A 17654-nucleotide genomic window follows, 5' to 3' on the forward strand; every position below is an offset into this window, starting at 1 on the left:
CGGGCCCCGAATCGGGGCCTGTCGGGCCCCGCTCATGATCCTTAAGGCTGCGTTGAAGGCCGGCTCAGGGCCGGATAAGCCGAAGGGCCCGTCAGCCGGGATCTCCGCTGTTCATCGTGGCGACGGAGGGCCGTTGACGGCGCCCGTGGCCAGCGGCCCCGGGCGCCATCCCTCGACGTGCCGTCACGACAGGTCGGTGCGCCCGAGCCACGAGGGTTTCACCGGCACACCGTCGTCGTACCGCGCCACCGGATCCGGCTCAGGTACCGGTGCCGGTGCCGGCCGAGGTACGTCCGCGGGCGGCGCGACGTCCGCCGGTTCCGGCGCCTGTACGGGTTCGGGTGCCGGAGCCGGAGCCGGAGCCGCCGAGTCGTGCAGCAACTCCGCGAGCGTGAAGCGCGTACTGAACGACTGCCAGGCGCCGTCCACGACGAGCAGGAAGCCGTCGCCCGTCCGGAAGAGCCGTCGCCGCTTCGGGCTCATGGGATGCGTGGGCTGATATTGGTGCGCCCGCCGCTCCAGTTCCCGCAGCGCGTCGTCCCGCGTCGCGTCCAGCTGAGCCAGCACATACGCCTCGACGTGCTTGCGCTCCCCTGTCCCCGTGGTCGTCTCGACGACCAGCCCCCACGTCGGCATGGGTCCCTCCTCCGGATCGGCGCCCAGCATACGAGCACACCCGTCCGGCCCGGACTCACTCCTCGTCGGAGGGACGCGCGATGTGATCGGGGTGCTGTTTCGTACGGCGGGCTTCCTTCATCTCCGCCTCGTACACGTGCTCGCGCCCCTGGACGAGAGCATCGCGCACCTGCCGCTCCAGGTCCTTGTACGGCTCGTAGAAGGTGGCGTCGTACTCCTCCACGAGTTGGAACGTCCACCGCCCCTCCAGAACATTGCGGCCCACCAGCTCACGGTCGATCCGCTCCGCCCACTCCTCATGGCCCGCGGTGCGCAACAGGCCGACGGCGCGGCCCAGTTCGAGATCGGCGGTACCGGTCAACTGGTGGAACGCGTAGAGGTGGCCGCGGGCCCGCTCCACCGTCTCCAGCGCTTTCGACACCGATCCCAGCGCTTCCACCGTCGCGTCGCTGACGCCCTCGGGCCGCTGATGTGCACGGGCAGGGCCTTCCTCATTCTCAGTCATGGCCCACTGGTCCCCGCCGACCGGCCGCGCGTACCACCCGCGGGGCCGGTTCGCCCCGAACGTATGCGTGGAGCGGGGCGCGCGGAAACCAGGTGCGGGCGGTCGTCGCGGTGGTGTGTGATCGAGGGATGACGATGGGTATGGGGCGGCCGGGAGTCGACAGCCTGGGCGAGATCGTGGATGTGCTGCGGGAGTGGCAGTACGACGGTGCGCCGATGCAGCTGCATCCGGGAGACCTGGGCTGGTTCTGGCGGTCGGGTGCGCAGGCGACGGCCGCGGCGGTCCGGACGTGGGAGCGGGACGGACGGATTCTCGCCGTCGGACTGCTGGACGGGCCCGAGCTGCTGCGGCTGACGATCGCGCCTGACGCCCAGCGGGACGAGGAGCTGGCGCGACAGCTCCTCGCTGACGTGACCGTGCCGGAGCACGGCGTACTGACGGTACGGGGGAAGGTGTGCGTCGACGCGCCGGCGGGCGCACTGATCCACGATCTGCTGGCCGGCGACGGCTGGGGCACCGACGAGCCGTGGACGCCGTTGCGGCGCGACCTCGGGGAGCCGGTGCGGGACCCCGTCGGGCGGATCGAGGTGATCGGACCCGAGCAGGTGCGGGCGTTCACGGCCGTGCACCGGGCGGCGTTCGACGGCTCGCGGTTCACGGACGAGCTCTGGCAGGCGATGGCGACAGGAGCGCCGTTCACCGATGCCAGGTGTCTGCTCGCGAACGACGGTCAGGGTCACGCGGTGGCGGCGGTGACGGTGTGGTCGGCCGGCCCGGGCAGACCCGGCCTGCTCGAACCGATGGGCGTGCACCGGGAACATCGCGGCCGAGGGCACGGCCGCGCGGTCACCGTCGCCGCGGCGTCCGCACTCCAGAAGCTGGGCTCGTCGAGCGCGCTCGTCTGCGCCCCGAGCTCCCATGTCGGCGCCGTCGCCACGTACAGGTCGGCCGGCTTCCGACCGCTCCCCGAGATCCGGGACCGGTATCGGGAGGCGTAGGGGCGTATCGCGTCAGGACTGTGCAGGACCATGACTGCGCGTCCCCATTGCGCCCGGGATACCGGGCCCCGGCGTTCGGCCCTGAGATCACCCCGCCAGGGGGACGTGCCCTGTTGCTCCGGAGAGGTCTCGGGAAGGCAGGGCGAACGCCACCTCGAAGTCGGCGTGATCCTTCCAGAGGCGTGCCATGTGGCGCAGGGTTTCCCAGGCGTCGGCCACCCGGGGGTCGGGCACCCCGGCCCGCAACAGGCCCACGGCCCCCGCGGCGCGCGCGATTTCGTAGTGCAGGGCGTCCAGAGCGAGGGCCGCGTCGCGAGCGTCCGCCGGCAGTTGGGCGCGGGCATCGGCGAGTCGGTTCTGCAGAAAGACGCTGAGGCGGTCGAAGTCGTCTGCGGTCAATGTCATGCCGCTCCCCTGGCATCGAACCCCCGGCCGGGATCGTGTGCCCACACGGTAACGGGAACGCCTGGCCGGGCCCGGCCCCGTGCTGCCCCACCCATCACGTCCCATCCCGCTCGCCTCGCGTGTTCGAATTCCAGTTCGATATTGTGGGGTGTGGGAGGTGCCGTGATGACCAGGACAGATGATGTGGCATCGGTGATGCACGTACGCATGCCGGGAGGTCTGGCGGAGCCTGCCTACCGTGAGGTGCTGGAACTGCTCGCGGAGATTTCGCCCGTCGTGCAGGCCCTGCCGCCCGGCGCAGCGGTGGTCGAACTGCGCGGCGCGCTGCGGTATCACGGGGTGTCGGCCGTGCGGCTGGCCGAGCGGGCCCGGATCCGGTGCCTGGCCCGGCTCTCCGTCGATGTGCGGATCGGTCTCGCGCCGACCTGGGCCGTGGCGGCCACCGCGTCCGCGCGGGCGCCGGAGCACGGCGGCATCGTCGCCGTCGAGCCCGCCGAGGTCGCCGCCTTCCTGGCGCCGCTGCCGGTCGAGGCGGTGCACGGCATCGGCCCGGTGCACGCGGCCGCGCTGACCGACTACGGGATTCACACCGCGGGCGCCCTCGCCGCCCTGCCGCTCGGCACGATCCAGCGGGTGCTCGGCGGGCGGCCCGGACGTCTGGCCTTCGACCGGGCCCGCGGCATCGACCCCAGGACGGTGACCCCGAAAACCCTGCCGCTGTCCGCGGCCGTACGGCACCGCTTCGAACGTCAGGAAATGGACGGCGCCACCGTACGGGCCCGTCTCCTGGACCTCGTCGTCCGGCTCGCCGCCACTTTGCGCTCCCGCGACCAGGTCGCCCGCGGTCTGACCCTGCAACTCGACTTCGCGGCCGGTGCCCGTTGGACCAGGACGCTGCGCCTGCCCGAGGCCTCCGCACACGACGAGGACCTGCGCACCGCCGCCTACCGGCTGATGGACCGCGCCGGCCTGCAGCGCGGCCGCCTCGTCGGACTGCTCGTGCGGGCCGAGGACCTGGTGGCCGCAGGCCCCACGGCAGAGCAGATCTCCTTCGACCACGGCCGGGAGATGCGCCTGCGCGCCGAGCAGGCCGTCGACCGCGCCAACCAGCGGTACGGCACCGGCAGCGTCGGTCCGGCAGCGCTGCTGCACAAGGCGGCCTGAGAACGGTGGACACGGACCAGCCCGCGGCCGACCGGCTCGCGCACCTGGAGTTCCTCGAACGTGTGCAGTTGCAGGAGCTCGCCAGGACGCGACGCTGGATCGAGGACGAGAAGCGCCGGCGCGCTGCCCGCCGCGCGCCGGCGACGTGGCTGCTGGAGCTGGGGCCCACCGGCCGCGCCGCCGTCCACGTCCACACCGGCGGCTGTCACTCGGCGGGCACCCGCACGCGCTCCATCACGGCCGACGAGGCCCGCGACGCCCTCCGCCACGGGCCCGTCCCGGCCTGCACGCACTGCCGCCCCGACACCGCGCTCACCTGACCGGCGCACGCACGTCCCGGTCGGCCGCCGGTCACTCAGGCGCGGAGCGCGCGTCAGCAGCTCCGTGTCGTACTGCGGCGCGTCCACACCGCGCGGCGCCGGCAGCCAAGCCCGCTTGGCCGCGGGCGCCCGCGGGGACCTCTTCATTTCCCACCCTCCGACGGCTCACCTCTGCTGGCCACTTGATCAACAGCCGCACCTGAGTGCCCCCGTGCGCACACCTCAACCGCGGCGTTCACTGTTTCGAGTTCACTACGAAGCGGGCTCCGCCGGGATCGGTCAGTACGGCCTCGGTCGCGTCGAGGGCGATCTCCAGGACCTGGCCGCCGTGGTCTCTGGCGGCCTGCGCGCACGCCTCGACGTCGGTGACCATGAAGTGGATCCGCCAGTGCGGCCGGATCGCGGGATCCGGCGCGGATTCCACCGCGCCCGAGTGGATGCGGGCCACGACGTCGCCGCCGCTGCGCAGCACCACCTCTTCGTCCTCGTACTGGACGTCGCAGGAGCCGGGGGCACTGGACGCCCAGCCCAGGACCTCGGCGTAGAAGATGACCGCGTCGAAGGCGTCACGGGTGTGCAGTTCCACGAAGGTCGGCGCGGCCCGGCGCCATTTCTCCCAGTCCGACACCAGCTCGCCCTCCCAGATCCCGAAGACGGCGCCGTCGCGGTCGGACAGCAGCGCGGCCCGGCCGGGCGGGTAGGAGAGCGGCCCCACCGCGGTCGTCCCGCCGCGCTCGTGGCTGCGGGCCACGGTGGTGTCCGCGCTGGACGCGGCGAAGAAGGGAGTCCAGGCGACGGTCGTCGGCAGCATGCTCTCCACCGCGGACAGACCCGCCACCGGCACCCCGTTCACGCTCGCGAACCGGTACTGGTCACCGAGCTTCCCGGTGCGCCACTCCCACCCGAGCACCGCCTGGTAGAAGTCCTGCGCGACGCCCAGATCACGCGTGGACAGGCTGACCCAGCACGGCGCCCCCAACACTGTGCTACTGGCCGGATTCGACATGCTGCTGACTCCTTCTGTGCGCGGCGGACCCGGGTGATCGGCCCACCTCAGAGCACGAGTAGCCAGCCGTCACCCGCGTCAAACGCCAGGGACGCACGAGCAAAGTGCGAACCGGGTGAACGGCCGCGCCCGACGCTGCGCACTCCTGGACGAGTGGTCGATATGAGCTATATGTCCGTAAAGTCGAATAGCAGACGACTCTCGTGTGCTTGAGAACACAGGCGCGCTCTAGAGAGATGAGGAGCGAGCCATGCCCGCGCGCCACCCGCACACCGATGCCCCACGCACCGAACAGGCCTTCTCCCGCCTCGCGGCGACGCCTGCAGGACGCGAGCACGACGTGTTGGTCGAAGAACTGGTGGAGGCCTGGCTGCCGATGGCCCACCGGCTGGCCACCCGGTTCCGCGGCAAGGGCGAGAACCTGGAGGACCTGAAACAGGTCGCGGCCCTGGGCCTCATCAAGGCCATCGAACGGTACGCACCCGAACGCGGCGCCTTCGAGGCGTACGCCGTGCCCACCATCACCGGTGAGCTACGGCGCCACTTCCGCGACCACGGCTGGGACGTACGCGTTCCCCGGCGGGTCCAGGACCTGCGCAACAAGGTCCGGGCCGCCCGCCGCGACCTCCTCAACGCGCCCGGCCACTGCCATGAACCGGACCTCGCCGCCGTCGCCGCGAAGGCCGGACTCACCCTGGACGAAGCACGCGACGGCATGGAGGCCCTGGAGAGCTACAGCAGCCTGTCCCTGGACGCCGAGTACCGCACGTTCCAGCACGGGTTCACCCTCGCCGACACCCTGGGCGATTCCGACGGCGCCTATGAACTGATCAATGACCGGGAGGCCGCCAAGCAAGGCCTCCGGCAACTGGCCGAGCGCGAGCGCACCATCCTCTATCTGCGCTACTTCGAGGACCTGTCACAGCTGCGCATCGCCGAGAAGGTCGGCCTCTCCCAGATGCAGGTCTCCCGCCTCATCGCCCGCAGCTGCACCCAGGTCCGCGAGCACGCCACCCGCGACGACTTCGAGCGCCGGCTGACCGCTTGATCCATACCTGCCCCTGAGTGCCCCGGTCCGCGCACCTCAACCGCGGGAAGCTCATTCCTGTCCAGCGCACACCGAGTGGCCGGGAGCAGGTGCGCGGCCCGCTACGATTCCCCGCGGGCGGGTGTAGCGCAGTGGTCGACGCGCGCGGTCTCCAAAACCGCGAGGACGCCGGTTCGAATCCGGTCACCCGGCCAACCCTGCCGAGGCCCTTCTTCAGGAACTCAGGCGCAGTGTCTCCGCCTGGTCCCATGCGTGTGCGGCGAGACGCTGCCGCAACCCGAGTTCGGGACAGGCGATGATGTGCAGGCGCTGGGGCGGATGCAGAGTCTGCGCGAGCGCGACGAGGGTCTCCAAGGCGCTGTTGGCGAGATAGTGCACGCTGGTGAGGTCGACGGTGATCTCGACCGTTTCCCGGGTGCGCTCCGCCACCGCACGCGACAAGGGCGCTTTGTGCACGCCGACGACCTCGCCGAACAGGCGCACGCCGACGGAGTGGCGCAAGGGAGCGATGAGAAGGAGTTCGTCTACGAAGTAGGCGGGCATCAGGTCGTCCAGAGGGCAATGCGCCGTCGCATTGAACAGGGGGCCTGGCTCCACAGAGGACGCGCGACAGTGCTGATGGAAGCGGGCGCAGACTCCCGCCAGAAGGTAGCCGCTGACGTGAGGACCCTGGCGGGGCCCGAGAGATCGCCGGAAGCACATCGCCGCGCTGACGGTGAGGCATATTCCACGGACTAGTGACAAAGCTACTCGCGCACCATCGGAGTGTCGAGGCTCTCACGATTGCCGTGCGGCCACGCGCCACGCATGCGGGCCCCACCTCCGCACCTCAACAGGCCTGTCCAGCATGGGGAGTTGCGACGTCAACAGCGGAAGCGGCGGCCACACGAGTGACGCCGACGCACAGACGTACATCGGTACAGGCGTCCGCCCTGCATGTGGTGAATCGCGCCGCGAGAGGCGCGGAACCGAGTGTTCACGCCCCCGATACGTGTTGCCCCCACAGGCCAGGGCAGGGACCCGAAGACGACCCACGCCCGCCACCCGGAGGGACACCATGGCCCACGCTTCGCAGCACGACACGGGTGCCACCGCCCAAGTTGCGGTGCGCGCAGCCGAGTTGAAGGACGAGATCGCGCGGTTGAAGCAGGTACCGCGGGCCCGTTCCGAGGTCGACCAGGCAGTCGGCGTCATCGTGGCGGTGGGCCGGATATCACCCGCCGAGGCGTGGGACGTCCTGCGCGAAGTGTCCATGCGTACGGACATCAAGCTGCGCTCTGTGGCCCGACAGCTCATCTCCTGGGCGCGTACCGGCGACCTGGTTCCGGAGGTCAGCGGCGAACTGCGGCGCCAGTTGCCGCCGCGCCACTCGAAGCCGGCGGCACCCGCCCCGGACGGCGTCACCGCCCGCGCCCGGCGGTAGAGCCTTGCTCCCCGGCGCGAGCGCCGGGGAGCGTTTGGCGGGCTCACTGCCGAACCCACGCCTTCGCATATATACCGAATGTTGACTCCAGCACAATGTGCGGCCGGGACTTTCGTCGCATCGGGCACCAGATGCCCCGATAAGGCGGTCGGCATAGCCTGGGAGGGCTCGGGGCCGAGAGGGAGGTCTCGTATGCCCCGCCCCGTGTGGACCGGCGCGATCAGTTTCGGACTCGTGACCATCCCCATCAAGGTCACGTCCGCGACGGAGAACCACAGCATCCGCTTCCACCAGTACCACCTGGAGGACATGGCCCGGGTCCGCACCCGCAAGGTGTGCGAACTCGAGGACCGCGAGGTCACCCAGGACGAGATCGGCAAGGGCTACGAGGTCTCGAAGGACCAGGTCGTGGCCGTTTCCGACGAGGAACTGCGGGAGATCCCGCTGCCGACCGCGAAGGCGATCGACATCGTCGCCTTCGTACCGTACGAGTCGATCGACCCCATCCAGATCGGCGAGGGCTACTACTTGGAGGCCGACGGCCAGGTCGCGAACAAGCCGTACACGCTGCTGCGCAAAGCCCTGGACCGCAACGCCAAGGCCGCCGTGGCGAAGTTCGCCTGGCACGGCCGCGAGCGGCTGGGCCTGCTGCGGGTGAAGGAAGGCGTGATCGCGCTGCACGCCCTGCGGTGGCCGGACGAGGTCCGCTCCCCCGAGCAGCTCGCGCCCCCGAGCGTCGACATCACCGACAAGGAGGTCGACGAGGCCCTCCTGCTCATCGACTCGATGACCAGGGACGAACCCATCGAGGACGCCGAGTGGGCCACCGACCGCTACACCAAAGCGCTGCAGGAGGTCATCGACGCCAAGGCCGAGGGCAAGCAACCGCCGGCCGTGGAGACCGAGGAGGCGCCGTCCGGCCGGGTCGTCGATCTGATGGCCGCTTTGGAGCAGTCCGTGCAGCAGGCGAAGGAGTCCCGCGCCGACGGCGGGCACGCCACGGTGCACGAAATACCGAAAGAGAAGAGCGCGGCCAAGAAGAGCGCGAAGAAGACACCTGCCAAGAAGACGACAGCGAAAAGGGCGACGGCGAAAAAGACGACAGCGACAGCGCAGAAGACCGCCGCGAAGAAGCCGCGGCGCTCGGCCTGAGCCACGCCGAGGCGGACGGCTGCGGAACTCATGACCTCAGGAACCCAGCGCCTGGTCCACACTCGGGTGACACGCGATGACCGAGTCGACGCCGACGAGTTCGACGAGCCTGCGGACCGGGCCGTCGAGACAGGCAAGACGTATCCAGCCGCCCGCCTCGGCCATCACCCGGTGTGCGATGAGCAGAGCGTTGACACCGGTGGAGTCCATGAAGGTCACCGCGCCCAGGTCGAGCACCGTGCGCGGTGGCTCACCGGCCTCGCCGACGTGTCCGGTCAGGGCTTCGGTCAGCTCAGGGGCGGAGGAGGCGTCGATCTCTCCGCGTGCGGTGAGCAGCCTGATACCGGAGACAGAACTGCGAGCGATCGTCAGCAGGGCAGACGGCTCTGCCGTGTCGTGAATGTCCACCACGCGCTTCTCAACCTTTCCTACGCCCGTGGCCATGCGGCCATGACCACGGCCTGATGCGAATACGGACCACCCGATACCGACCTCGGCCCCCGCATCCCTGCGCTCCTGTCCATTCGGCGGAGTGCGCGGGTAACGTACCGGGGGTATCCCGTGGCCCGTACAGGCACCGGTCGGCACGCAACAAAAATCGGGGACCGTGAATGCCGGAAGAACCTACGCCAGGCGCGAGCGCCTCCTCGTCGAGCGGCGCGGGGCCGCTCGAGGTGGCGATCTCCCTGGACGGGACCAGAGGCTGTATAGCCCAGGCCCGCCAGGCAGCCGCACACTTCCTGGCCCAGGCCCGGGAGCAGCACCAGGTGACGGTGGCCGCCCGGGCCGTGGAGAACACTCAGCTGATCGTCAGCGAGCTGGTCACCAATGCCGTCAAGTACGCGCCCGGACCCGGCTTGTTGCAGCTGCGGATAAGTGAGGGGACCGTGCAGGTGGAGGTGTGGGACAGCGACCCGGTGCTGCCGGCCGCGCTTGCCGCGAACCCGGAGCGGGTCGGGCAGCACGGCCTGGAGATCGTCACGATCCTCGCCCACTCCCTCACCATGCAGCCCACCGTCGTCGGCAAACGCATCACCGCCGCCCTCCATCTGAACCCCGCCGTCAGCGGGAGCGCCGCCTGACCGGAGTCGAGCCCACCCGCGCTCCTCGCCGCTGCCGACCGGTTCCGCGGACGCCGTCGGGGGCCGGACTGCCTCACCGGTTCGCGACTGTGCAGCGGGCGCGGCGGTGTAGTGCTCAGGTCGCCGACCGCGGTAAGCAGCATCGTCATCTCCATGGTCGTCCGTCCCGTACCCGTGCGCCGGGCCCTCTCCACTGTCCGGTTTGCCCACCTGCAGCGAGCTCATAGCAGGACTTTGGTCCTCTTCCCGGACATGCGCGCCCCGAGGCGGAGGGGTTTCATGTGTGGTTGTCGCCGGAGGGGGGACTCAAGGGGGACGGCGCGCGCAGCAGTGAAACCCTCCGGGGGTCTGCCGCGTCGAGGCTCTCCTGGTTCAGGCTGTAGCCAGGAGAGCCGCCCCGGACCTACAGAGTGCCGCCTTCGCACAGGCGCCGCGCGACCTCACGGACCTTGACGTTGTTGTCCTGCGAGTAGCGGCGCAGCACGTCGAAGGCCGCGTCCTCGTCCAGGCCGTGGCGGGCCATCAGCAGGCCCATGGCTTCCCCGATGATGTGGCGGGTCTCGACAGCCCGCTCCATTGAGGCGTGCTCGCGGGCACCCGAGAAGGCCACGGCGGCGTGCGAGGCCAACAGCCATCCAGCTGTCTCGCTGTCCTCGGTGAACGCACCACGGTGCCTCGAATACATGTTGAGGGCGCCCAGGTCGCTCTTGTCGTCGGTGTAGAGCAGAAAGCCCATCATGCTGCCGACCCCGAGCGCGGCGGCCTGGGGAGCATAGGACCGCCAGCGCACCGTTTCGGTACTCACGTCCGCGATACGGAAGACGGGATGTCCCGTGCGGGCGGCATCGAAGCAGGGGCCCTCTTCGAGCTGTTCCTGCAGCCGGTCACTGTCGATGACGAGCTGTTCGGTGGGCGCCAGGGTCTCCGCCTGCCCCTTCCGCAGCAGCAGAATGCCCGCCGCCTCGCATCCGTCGACCAGCCCCACCGCCGCGGAGGTGATCTTGTCCAGAGTCATGGGTACGGAGTCCTCGGCCAGGAAGCCGCGCGCCATCGAAGCCATGTGCACAGCAAAATCACGCCAGTTCATCGGGCTCCTCACGTCGGATGTGCGGACGGCATGCCGCCAGCCTCGCACGGACGAGAGCTCCACCTCGGAAGCCCGGGCCCTGTTTGTCCGGGTACCGACACGGCCGGATGCACCATCGGGTGATAATCCGCACCGTGCCGCCCGAAACGGCCACTGTTCCGCACCATGGCCCGCCTTCACGCCGCCCGACGGCATCGTGGACGCGTTAGTCTTCCTGAGTGCAGACACGCTCCCGCGACGATGGACACAACCGGTGGGCGGCCGTACTGGTCGCTTCCTCCGCCGGAGGAGTCGAGGGCCTCGTGGCGCTTCTGGGCGGGCTGCACGCCACTCTGCCCGTGCCGGTGCTGGTGGCTCACCACCTCAACCGCTCCCGCGAGACACGCATCGTGGACGTCCTGTCGCGTTCCACCGCGCTCACGGTCGAGCTCGCCGAGGACGGACGGCTCCCCCGGGCAGGGACCGTCTATATCGCGCCGCCCAACCGCCACCTCTGCGTCCAGCAGAGCGGGGTCCTGTCCCTTACTCAAGAGGACCGGGTCAACTTCGCCCGCCCCGCCGCCGATCCGCTCTTCGAGTCGGCGGCGGACACGTTCGGGGCCGGCGTCATCGGCTGCGTGCTCAGCGGCGCGGACGGCGACGGCGCCCGGGGCGTGGAAGCGGTCAAGGCCCACGGCGGCACGGTCATCGTGCAGGATCCTGAGACCGCCCCGTTCCGGGGCATGCCCAAAGCCGCGATCGGAACAGGGCAGGTGGACATCGTCCTCCCCCTGACCGCGATCGGACCCGCCATCACCCGGCTCGTCCAAGGTGACGTCCCTGGAGATGTCCACGGAGTTTCCGGCCCCGGGTCCTGCCCTTCGCCGTAGGACGGCGGCTCCGGTCCGCTCGGACGGCGACCGCTTTCGCCAAGAGCCGGGTCCGCCGGGCCTGTGACGGGTAGCCTTTTCGGACACGGAACACGGCTGCCCTTTGAAACCCGTACACCCGTCCTCGGCAGAAACAGTGATGGAGCCCGGGGTCTGTACCGGCGACAAGGTGCTGCCGCGGACGTGAGCCCGAATGTCCCTCTTAGACCGGCTCCGGCCGAGGCCGAGCGCCTCCCCGGCGGCGGCCCCATGAACGACTGTCCGCATGACGGCCGCGCTGCCCGTGTCGGCACCTCCAGGAGCAGGGATGAGCAGGGAAGAGAAGATCACCAGGACGTTCGTGGAGCTGGCCGACACCATGGCGGACGGCTTCGACGTCATCAATTTCCTACAGCAACTGACCTTCCGCTGCCGCGACATCCTCGACATCTCCGATGCCGCGGTCCTGCTGGCCTCCCCGGACGCACCTCTGTACAGCCCGGTCCCCTGCGCATCCGGTCCCGCTCTGGCCTCGCTTTTGGATGTGGCCGTGTACGAGGGCCCCGCCGCCGACGCTCGCCGCACCGCCTCCGCCGTCACCTCCGGCGACCTCGCCGCTGCGCCCGTCGCCTGGCGTGATTTCACCGCCCGGGCCCGCGACGCCGGCTACAGCCACGCGTGTGCCGTGCCCCTGCGGCTACGCCACGAGACCCTCGGCAGCCTGTTGCTCCTGCGCACGGACGACGGCCCGCCGCCCGCCGCCGACCTGGCCCTGGCCCAGGCGTTCGCCGACGCGGCCGCCATCGGCCTGCTCCACGCCCGTGTTCTCCAGCAGGCCGACACCGTCAATGAACAGCTGCAGGCCGCCCTGCACAGCCGCGTCCTCATCGAGCAGGCCAAAGGCTTCCTCGCCGCCCGGCGCGGCATCTCTCCCACGGAGGCCTTCGACACCTTGCGCCGCCACGCGCGCCATCACCGATTGCCGCTGCGCACCGTCGCCCAAAATGTCATGGACGATCAGGACCTTCCCCGAGCCGCGCCTGTCGCCCGTCCGCAGGGCCGGCTCGGGGCGGCCGACTGAGTACGAGGCACGCGCGCCATGACCTGTCGCGTGGCCTGGGAGTACTCTCGGCGCACCGCCGCCTCGGACGGTGCCGCAGCAGACGCCCGGACTTCGGCGTCGACCACGGAAACGCCAACGACGGGATGCGAGCGATGTGTCAGGAGGCACGATGCCTAGCCCGACGCCACTGAGCGTTGCCGACACCTTCGAGCGTTGCCAGCAGTTGCACCGCCAAGCCCGCGAGACAGCTGCCAGGGCCCGCCGGATGCGGTCGGAGGCGGTGCAGATCCGGCTGAAAGCGGCGAAGATCCGCGCCGGCCTCCGGCACCGACGCCCCCCGCGCCAGGAGGAGAACGATGCGAGCGGGTCCGGCGCGCTCCCGCTCGACAGCCCGGCGTCTGCCGTACGGCTCACCGCCCTGACCGCTTTCGTGCACGCACGTCTGGACGAGGAGGCGACCGCCGCGGACCTTCTCCATGAAGCCGGATGCACGACAGCCGGCGCACCTGACCGCCCCCTCGGCCGCTGCGACTGCCGCGCCCCCCACCGCGCGCGCCAGGACATCGCGGTCCGCAGGAACATCGCCCGCACCAGCGAGACCACGATCCGCGAAGCCGACCACGCCGCCCCCGCCTGGCCGCACAACGAACTGACCGCCCTGGTGAACCTCAAGGCGCTCGCCGCACGCTACGAAGTGCACCGGATGTGGCAGGAGGAATGGCGGCCGTGATGCCGCGCCCCGGCCGTCTCCCACTGACACTGGCCCGGCCTGGCTGCGCCGGGTCTGCCGCCGCGTACGTGCCGACGCCGCGCGCGCTCCTCTGACTGAGCGCCCGACGCCCTGAGAGGCAGCACGACCGGGCCCTCCGCAGCGCCGCACCCGAGGTCCGCATCGTGCAGATGGACACCGTCGGCACTTTTGGCCTGCTCGCCATCGTGGTGCGATGTCTGGCGACGACACGACTGGGTGCCCGCTTTCACTGCGTGGACCAGCAGGGCCGTACCGTCGGCCCGACACTGACGGAGATCCGACGCTGTCCCCGGTTCCGGTCACCGAAGTGGAACCGCCCCACGCCGCCCGCCTCGTCCTCACCGGCACGGGCGTGGACGATCTGCCCCTCCGGCCCGGGACCTCCTGCAGGGCATCAATCCGGCCATCTGATCAAGCAATTCGGGTCCGAGCTCCATAGCCCTGCGGCCACCGGAAGGGCAGGCCGCGTACCGCGGCGGCGGTGCAGGACGAGAAGACGTACCGGCACACCCACACCCGTCCGCTGTTGCCGTTCAGGGCGCTGCACGTTGTCCGGGGTCAGCCGCGTACGGCGACCAGACACTCGTCGTACAAGTCCATGATGTCCCCCTCGCCTTCGTCGGCGACCCAGGCCATCGAGGCGGCGTCCAGGCACGCGAGTGCGGTCGCGATCACCGCGCGGGCCTTGTGTCCCGTGTTTCCGGCACCGGAGCCCATGCGGGGCTTGATCAGCGGCACCAGATCCTCCTGGAATCGCAGGCGCTTTTCGAGCCAACCGGCACGCAGGGAGCCGGTGTTGTGCAGGAGGCGGAATCGCTCCAGGGCCTGATCGCGGCTGTCATGCAGAGTGAGTGCGGCGGCGATCCCCGCGCGCAAGGCCTCCCAGACGTCGACTTCGGCGGGCTGTTCGCCGACCGTGTCGGTCAGGACCTGCCCGAAGCGTTCCTGGTCGCCGCCGAGGAGGTCCTCCTTGGTGCCGAAGTACCGGAAGAGGGTGCGCTGGGAGACTCCGGCCTCTCGGGCGATCTGGGCGATGGTCGTCTCGTCGTAGCCCTGCTCGGTGAACAGACGCAGAGCCGTTTCGAGGATCTCCCGGGACGCCAGTTGTCGTGTCCGGTCCCACAGCGTGGTCGTGCTTCGTCTCGCCGCCTCGGCGTCCTTCTGCATCCTGCCAGATTAGCGCAGCACTGCCAAGAAGGCACACGCACGAGCTTTGGCAGTCACTGCCAGGTAGGCGTACGCTGCCTGCATTGGCCATTCGCGGCGCGCTCACTCACCCCCGGCCAAGTGCCGCCCCGACTAGCACGCAAAGGAACACTCCATGCCCGCACCCACAGCTTTGATCACCGGCGGAACCAGCGGTATCGGCAGGGCAACCGCCGAACTGCTCCACTCCCGCGGCTATCGCGTCATGGTCACCGGGCTCGGCAATGTCTCCGCTGCGGGGCTTCCCGACGACGTCACGGTCGTACGGGCCGATGCGCGGTCCCTGCCGGACATCGACCAGGCGATAGGCCGGGCACGCCGGCACCTCGGCTCCCTCGACCTGCTTTTCCTCAACGCGGGCATCTCCCGCCCCGGCCCGATCGAGGCCACCGACGAAGCCGCCTTCGACGCCCTGTTCGACATCAACGTCAAGGGCAACTTCTTCACCCTTCAAAAGGCGCTCCCACTCCTGAACGAGGGCGCCTCGGTCGTGTTCACCGTGGGCGCCGCCGAAGGAATCGGACCCGCCATGACCGCGGCCAAGGGAGCCCTCCTGCCTCTCATGCGGTCCCTCGCGCTCGAACTCGCCCCCCGCCGCATCCGCGTCAACGCCGTCAGCCCGGGAATGATCAACACGCCCGTCTACAGCAAGATGGGCGTCTCCCAGGAGATGCTCGACGCGTGGGGCCGGGACGTACCGCTCGGCCGCGTCGGCGCCCCCACCGACATCGCCGAGGCAGTGGCCTTCCTCGCCTCGGACGCCGCCGCCTACATCACCGGCGACAACCTCACCGTCTCCGGCGGACTCGGTATCCACGCCAACGCCTGACGCGCAGCCCCACATCGGCCTTCTGTCCCGTCTCGGATGACGGTGGGCAAGGCGCGCCTGCGACCTGCCTTGCCCACACTTCTGCGGGACACCTGAGGGTGCGTTGTCCCGCAGAAGTGCGGGCAAGGCACCGTGCGCGCCCACAGAGAGCGAAGTACTGGCGCCGTGACGAGCTCAATCGTCGGGCGTCAAGGCAGCCGCCGACGGGTGGCACGTCCGAGGTGTCGGCCGGTCTCTCCGGCCGACACCTCGGACGACGGTCCCCGACCCACGGGCGGCCGCCCGGCCCGACCTCATCGTCCGGGACCTTCAGTCCGACCCGCCGAGCTGACGCGACATCACCTACCCCCGGCCGATGAGGGTCGGCTCTACCTGGCCACCGTCATCGACATCGCCTCACGGCGAGTGGTCGGCTGGGCGACCGCCGACCACATGCGCACCCACCGGGTCCCGCCGCCCTCACCGCCGCCTGCTGCCGGCGCCGCCCCGCCGACCCGGTGATCTTCCACTCCGACCGCGGCAGCCAGCAATGCGCAACCCTGGCCGCGGAGTTCGGAGTTCGCCTGTCGGTCGGACGCACCGGACAGTGCTGGGACAACGCACTGGCCGAGTCGTTCTGCGCCACCATCGGCAACCCGAGGGAGTCGCACCCTCGGACTATCCGGCCGTCGCACTTTCGCTTCCCCGGTCCCGGTCCGCCGCAGGGAGGGCGTTGTCGATGAGGACGGCGGCGATGGCGGCGGCGGCTGGGAAGGATTCGGTGTTGAGGACCCGGGTGCGGGCCGAGGCGCCATCAAGGAGCAGTGCCAGTTGTTCGCCGAGTTGCTCGGGGTTGGCGGCGCCGGCTTCGCGGGCGGTTTCGGCGAGCCGCGCGGCGACGGCGAGCTTGTAGTCGCGCGCGTATTGGGACGCGGGATGCTGGGGGTCGTGGATTTCGACGGTCGCCGCGATGTAGGGACACAGGGGCGTGATCTCCCCGGGACCGGCTGCGGGAACCTCGAAGGCGGCCAAGAGCCGTTCGCGGGGCGTGAGGTCGGTGCGGTCGAACACTCCGGCCATGACGTCGGGATCGAATCGGCGCAGATATTCGGCGACCAGGTCGTCCTTGCTGGTGAAGTGCTGGTAGGCCGTGCGCTTCGAGACCTGCGCCACTGCGCAGAGCTGGTCCATGCCGGTGCTGTTGATGCCCTGAGCACGGAACAGTTGCTGTGACGCACTGAGGATGCGCTCGCGCGCCCCCCTGCCTCGGCGCCGGCCTTGAGGGCCCTTCTCCAGCTTCGTCATGACTCCACCATAACCCAGCACGGTACCGATCGGTGTACTTAGCTTGCGTTCCCGCCGATCGCCGAATACGTTAAGTACACAGTTCGGTTCACTTAAGGAGTGGTCATGGGAAAGCTCGATGGCAAGGTTGCGGTGATCACGGGCGGGTCGACCGGCATGGCACTGGCCGGCGCGAAGCTGTTCGTCGAGGAAGGGGCTCATGTCTTCCTCACGGGCCGGCGGCAGGAAGCGCTTGATGACGCCGTCAAGGTGATCGGCCGGAACGTGACCGCCGTGCAGGGCGACGCGGCCGACCTGGAGGACCTGGACCGTCTGTACGAGACGGTCAGGCGGGAAAAGGGCTCGATCGACGTGCTGTGGGCAAGCGCCGGCATGGGTGAGCAGGGCAAGCTCGGCGAGATCACCGAGGAGCAGTTCGACCGCACGTTCTCGCTGAACGCGCGCGGCACGCTGTTCACGGTGCAAAAGGCGCTGCCGCTGCTCAACGACGGTGGCTCGATCTTCATGACCGGGTCGAACGCTTCGCTCAAGGGATACCCCGGGTGGAGCGTGTACGCGGGGAGCAAGGCCGTGCAGCAGGCCTGGGCCCGTGTGTGGCTGAACGAGCTGAGGGACCGGCGGATCCGGGTGAACGTGCTGACGCCCGGCCAGGTCGCCACGGCCAAGCAGGAGGAGTTGTTCGACGAGGAGACCAAGCGGCAGTTCGAGTCGCTGATCCCCCGGGGCGTGATGGGCAGCCCCGAGGAGATCGCGACGGTCGCGCTGTTCCTCGCCTCGGACGACTCGAGCTATGTGAACGGCCTGGAACTGACCACCGACGGCGGCACCACAGCGATCTGAACGGGCA

At 69.9% G+C, this 17654-nt stretch carries 21 protein-coding genes, 1 tRNA gene and 1 pseudogene; 14 read left to right on the plus strand and 9 right to left on the minus strand.

All coding sequences use genetic code 11. The features are described 5' to 3' along the window. Window positions 1-183 precede the first annotated feature (183 nt). Together AB0J02_RS37325 and AB0J02_RS37330 are read right to left on the minus strand one after the other, a co-directional pair. On the minus strand, window positions 184-636 hold the full coding sequence (locus AB0J02_RS37325) for a hypothetical protein (protein WP_363198313.1): 453 nt from the start codon (window positions 634-636) through the stop codon (window positions 184-186). 55 nt (window positions 637-691) lie between these two features. Then, entirely contained in the window at window positions 692-1141 is a 450-nt protein-coding gene (locus AB0J02_RS37330) for a hypothetical protein (protein WP_363198314.1), read from the minus strand. A 128-nt stretch (window positions 1142-1269) separates the two neighbouring features. Here AB0J02_RS37330 and AB0J02_RS37335 point away from each other — a divergent pair, with 128 nt between their 5' ends. After that, entirely contained in the window at window positions 1270-2139 is an 870-nt protein-coding gene (locus AB0J02_RS37335) for a GNAT family N-acetyltransferase (RefSeq protein ID WP_363198315.1), read from the plus strand. An 87-nt stretch (window positions 2140-2226) separates the two neighbouring features. Here AB0J02_RS37335 and AB0J02_RS37340 read toward each other — a convergent pair whose 3' ends face one another. Continuing rightward, window positions 2227-2544: a hypothetical protein gene (locus AB0J02_RS37340; RefSeq protein ID WP_363198316.1), complete on the minus strand. Its 318-nt coding sequence runs from the start codon at window positions 2542-2544 to the stop codon at window positions 2227-2229. A gap of 165 nt (window positions 2545-2709) precedes the next feature. On the opposite strand from AB0J02_RS37340, the gene AB0J02_RS37345 reads away from it, so the two are divergent. Together AB0J02_RS37345 and AB0J02_RS37350 are read left to right on the plus strand one after the other, a co-directional pair. Continuing rightward, window positions 2710-3708, plus strand: a complete 999-nt coding sequence (locus AB0J02_RS37345) for a hypothetical protein (protein WP_363198317.1) — start codon at window positions 2710-2712, stop codon at window positions 3706-3708. A gap of 5 nt (window positions 3709-3713) precedes the next feature. After that, the gene (locus AB0J02_RS37350; RefSeq protein ID WP_363198318.1) at window positions 3714-4028 is read left to right on the plus strand and encodes a DUF6233 domain-containing protein; all 315 of its coding nucleotides are present in this window, start codon (window positions 3714-3716) and stop codon (window positions 4026-4028) included. A 235-nt stretch (window positions 4029-4263) separates the two neighbouring features. On the opposite strand, the gene AB0J02_RS37355 is transcribed toward AB0J02_RS37350, so the two are convergent. After that, window positions 4264-5034, minus strand: coding sequence for a VOC family protein (locus tag AB0J02_RS37355; RefSeq protein WP_363198319.1), 771 nt, complete (start codon window positions 5032-5034; stop codon window positions 4264-4266). Between the two features lie 250 nt (window positions 5035-5284). On the opposite strand from AB0J02_RS37355, the gene AB0J02_RS37360 reads away from it, so the two are divergent. Continuing rightward, complete coding sequence (locus AB0J02_RS37360) at window positions 5285-6082, plus strand: SigB/SigF/SigG family RNA polymerase sigma factor (RefSeq protein WP_363198320.1); 798 nt, start codon at window positions 5285-5287, stop codon at window positions 6080-6082. A 117-nt stretch (window positions 6083-6199) separates the two neighbouring features. After that, window positions 6200-6274, plus strand: a tRNA-Trp gene (locus tag AB0J02_RS37365). A 21-nt stretch (window positions 6275-6295) separates the two neighbouring features. On the opposite strand, the gene AB0J02_RS37370 is transcribed toward AB0J02_RS37365, so the two are convergent. Further along, window positions 6296-6625 carry a hypothetical protein gene (locus AB0J02_RS37370; RefSeq protein WP_363198321.1) on the minus strand — a complete coding sequence of 110 codons (330 nt, stop codon included), beginning with the start codon at window positions 6623-6625 and terminating at the stop codon, window positions 6296-6298. Between the two features lie 514 nt (window positions 6626-7139). Between AB0J02_RS37370 and AB0J02_RS37375 the strand changes: the two genes are divergently transcribed. Both AB0J02_RS37375 and AB0J02_RS37380 read left to right on the plus strand, forming a co-directional pair. Further along, on the plus strand, window positions 7140-7505 hold the full coding sequence (locus tag AB0J02_RS37375) for an ANTAR domain-containing protein (protein WP_363198322.1): 366 nt from the start codon (window positions 7140-7142) through the stop codon (window positions 7503-7505). Window positions 7506-7697: 192 nt separating this feature from the next. Then, a complete protein-coding gene (locus AB0J02_RS37380) occupies window positions 7698-8657 on the plus strand; it encodes a Ku protein (protein WP_363198323.1) in 960 nt (319 codons plus the stop codon). Window positions 8658-8693: 36 nt separating this feature from the next. On the opposite strand, the gene AB0J02_RS37385 is transcribed toward AB0J02_RS37380, so the two are convergent. Further along, window positions 8694-9068: an STAS domain-containing protein gene (locus tag AB0J02_RS37385; RefSeq protein ID WP_363198324.1), complete on the minus strand. Its 375-nt coding sequence runs from the start codon at window positions 9066-9068 to the stop codon at window positions 8694-8696. A gap of 200 nt (window positions 9069-9268) precedes the next feature. On the opposite strand from AB0J02_RS37385, the gene AB0J02_RS37390 reads away from it, so the two are divergent. Further along, window positions 9269-9739 (plus strand): ATP-binding protein, encoded by a 471-nt coding sequence (locus tag AB0J02_RS37390; protein WP_363198325.1) that lies wholly within the window; start codon window positions 9269-9271, stop codon window positions 9737-9739. Between the two features lie 403 nt (window positions 9740-10142). Here AB0J02_RS37390 and AB0J02_RS37395 read toward each other — a convergent pair whose 3' ends face one another. Continuing rightward, entirely contained in the window at window positions 10143-10826 is a 684-nt protein-coding gene (locus AB0J02_RS37395) for a GAF and ANTAR domain-containing protein (protein WP_363198326.1), read from the minus strand. A 218-nt stretch (window positions 10827-11044) separates the two neighbouring features. On the opposite strand from AB0J02_RS37395, the gene AB0J02_RS37400 reads away from it, so the two are divergent. From AB0J02_RS37400 to AB0J02_RS37410, 3 genes are all read left to right on the plus strand, one after another. Beyond that, window positions 11045-11695, plus strand: a complete 651-nt coding sequence (locus AB0J02_RS37400; protein WP_363198327.1) for a chemotaxis protein CheB — start codon at window positions 11045-11047, stop codon at window positions 11693-11695. 307 nt (window positions 11696-12002) lie between these two features. Then, entirely contained in the window at window positions 12003-12755 is a 753-nt protein-coding gene (locus AB0J02_RS37405; RefSeq protein ID WP_363198328.1) for a GAF and ANTAR domain-containing protein, read from the plus strand. A gap of 151 nt (window positions 12756-12906) precedes the next feature. Beyond that, the gene (locus tag AB0J02_RS37410; protein WP_363198329.1) at window positions 12907-13467 is read left to right on the plus strand and encodes a DUF6221 family protein; all 561 of its coding nucleotides are present in this window, start codon (window positions 12907-12909) and stop codon (window positions 13465-13467) included. A gap of 579 nt (window positions 13468-14046) precedes the next feature. On the opposite strand, the gene AB0J02_RS37415 is transcribed toward AB0J02_RS37410, so the two are convergent. Next, complete coding sequence (locus tag AB0J02_RS37415) at window positions 14047-14655, minus strand: helix-turn-helix domain-containing protein (RefSeq protein ID WP_363198330.1); 609 nt, start codon at window positions 14653-14655, stop codon at window positions 14047-14049. Window positions 14656-14809: 154 nt separating this feature from the next. Between AB0J02_RS37415 and AB0J02_RS37420 the strand changes: the two genes are divergently transcribed. Next, window positions 14810-15523 (plus strand): SDR family oxidoreductase, encoded by a 714-nt coding sequence (locus AB0J02_RS37420; RefSeq protein WP_363198331.1) that lies wholly within the window; start codon window positions 14810-14812, stop codon window positions 15521-15523. A gap of 250 nt (window positions 15524-15773) precedes the next feature. Beyond that, a pseudogene (locus AB0J02_RS37425) lies at window positions 15774-15964 on the plus strand (IS3 family transposase); the annotation flags it as partial. A gap of 216 nt (window positions 15965-16180) precedes the next feature. Here the strand turns inward: AB0J02_RS37425 and AB0J02_RS37430 are convergent. After that, window positions 16181-16807, minus strand: a complete 627-nt coding sequence (locus tag AB0J02_RS37430) for a TetR/AcrR family transcriptional regulator (protein WP_363198332.1) — start codon at window positions 16805-16807, stop codon at window positions 16181-16183. Between the two features lie 105 nt (window positions 16808-16912). On the opposite strand from AB0J02_RS37430, the gene AB0J02_RS37435 reads away from it, so the two are divergent. Continuing rightward, a complete protein-coding gene (locus AB0J02_RS37435) occupies window positions 16913-17647 on the plus strand; it encodes an SDR family oxidoreductase (RefSeq protein WP_363198333.1) in 735 nt (244 codons plus the stop codon). Window positions 17648-17654: the final 7 nt, after the last annotated feature.

It is taken from the genome of Streptomyces sp. NPDC050264 (assembly GCF_040655895.1).
In the GTDB taxonomy this organism is placed as follows: domain Bacteria; phylum Actinomycetota; class Actinomycetes; order Streptomycetales; family Streptomycetaceae; genus Streptomyces.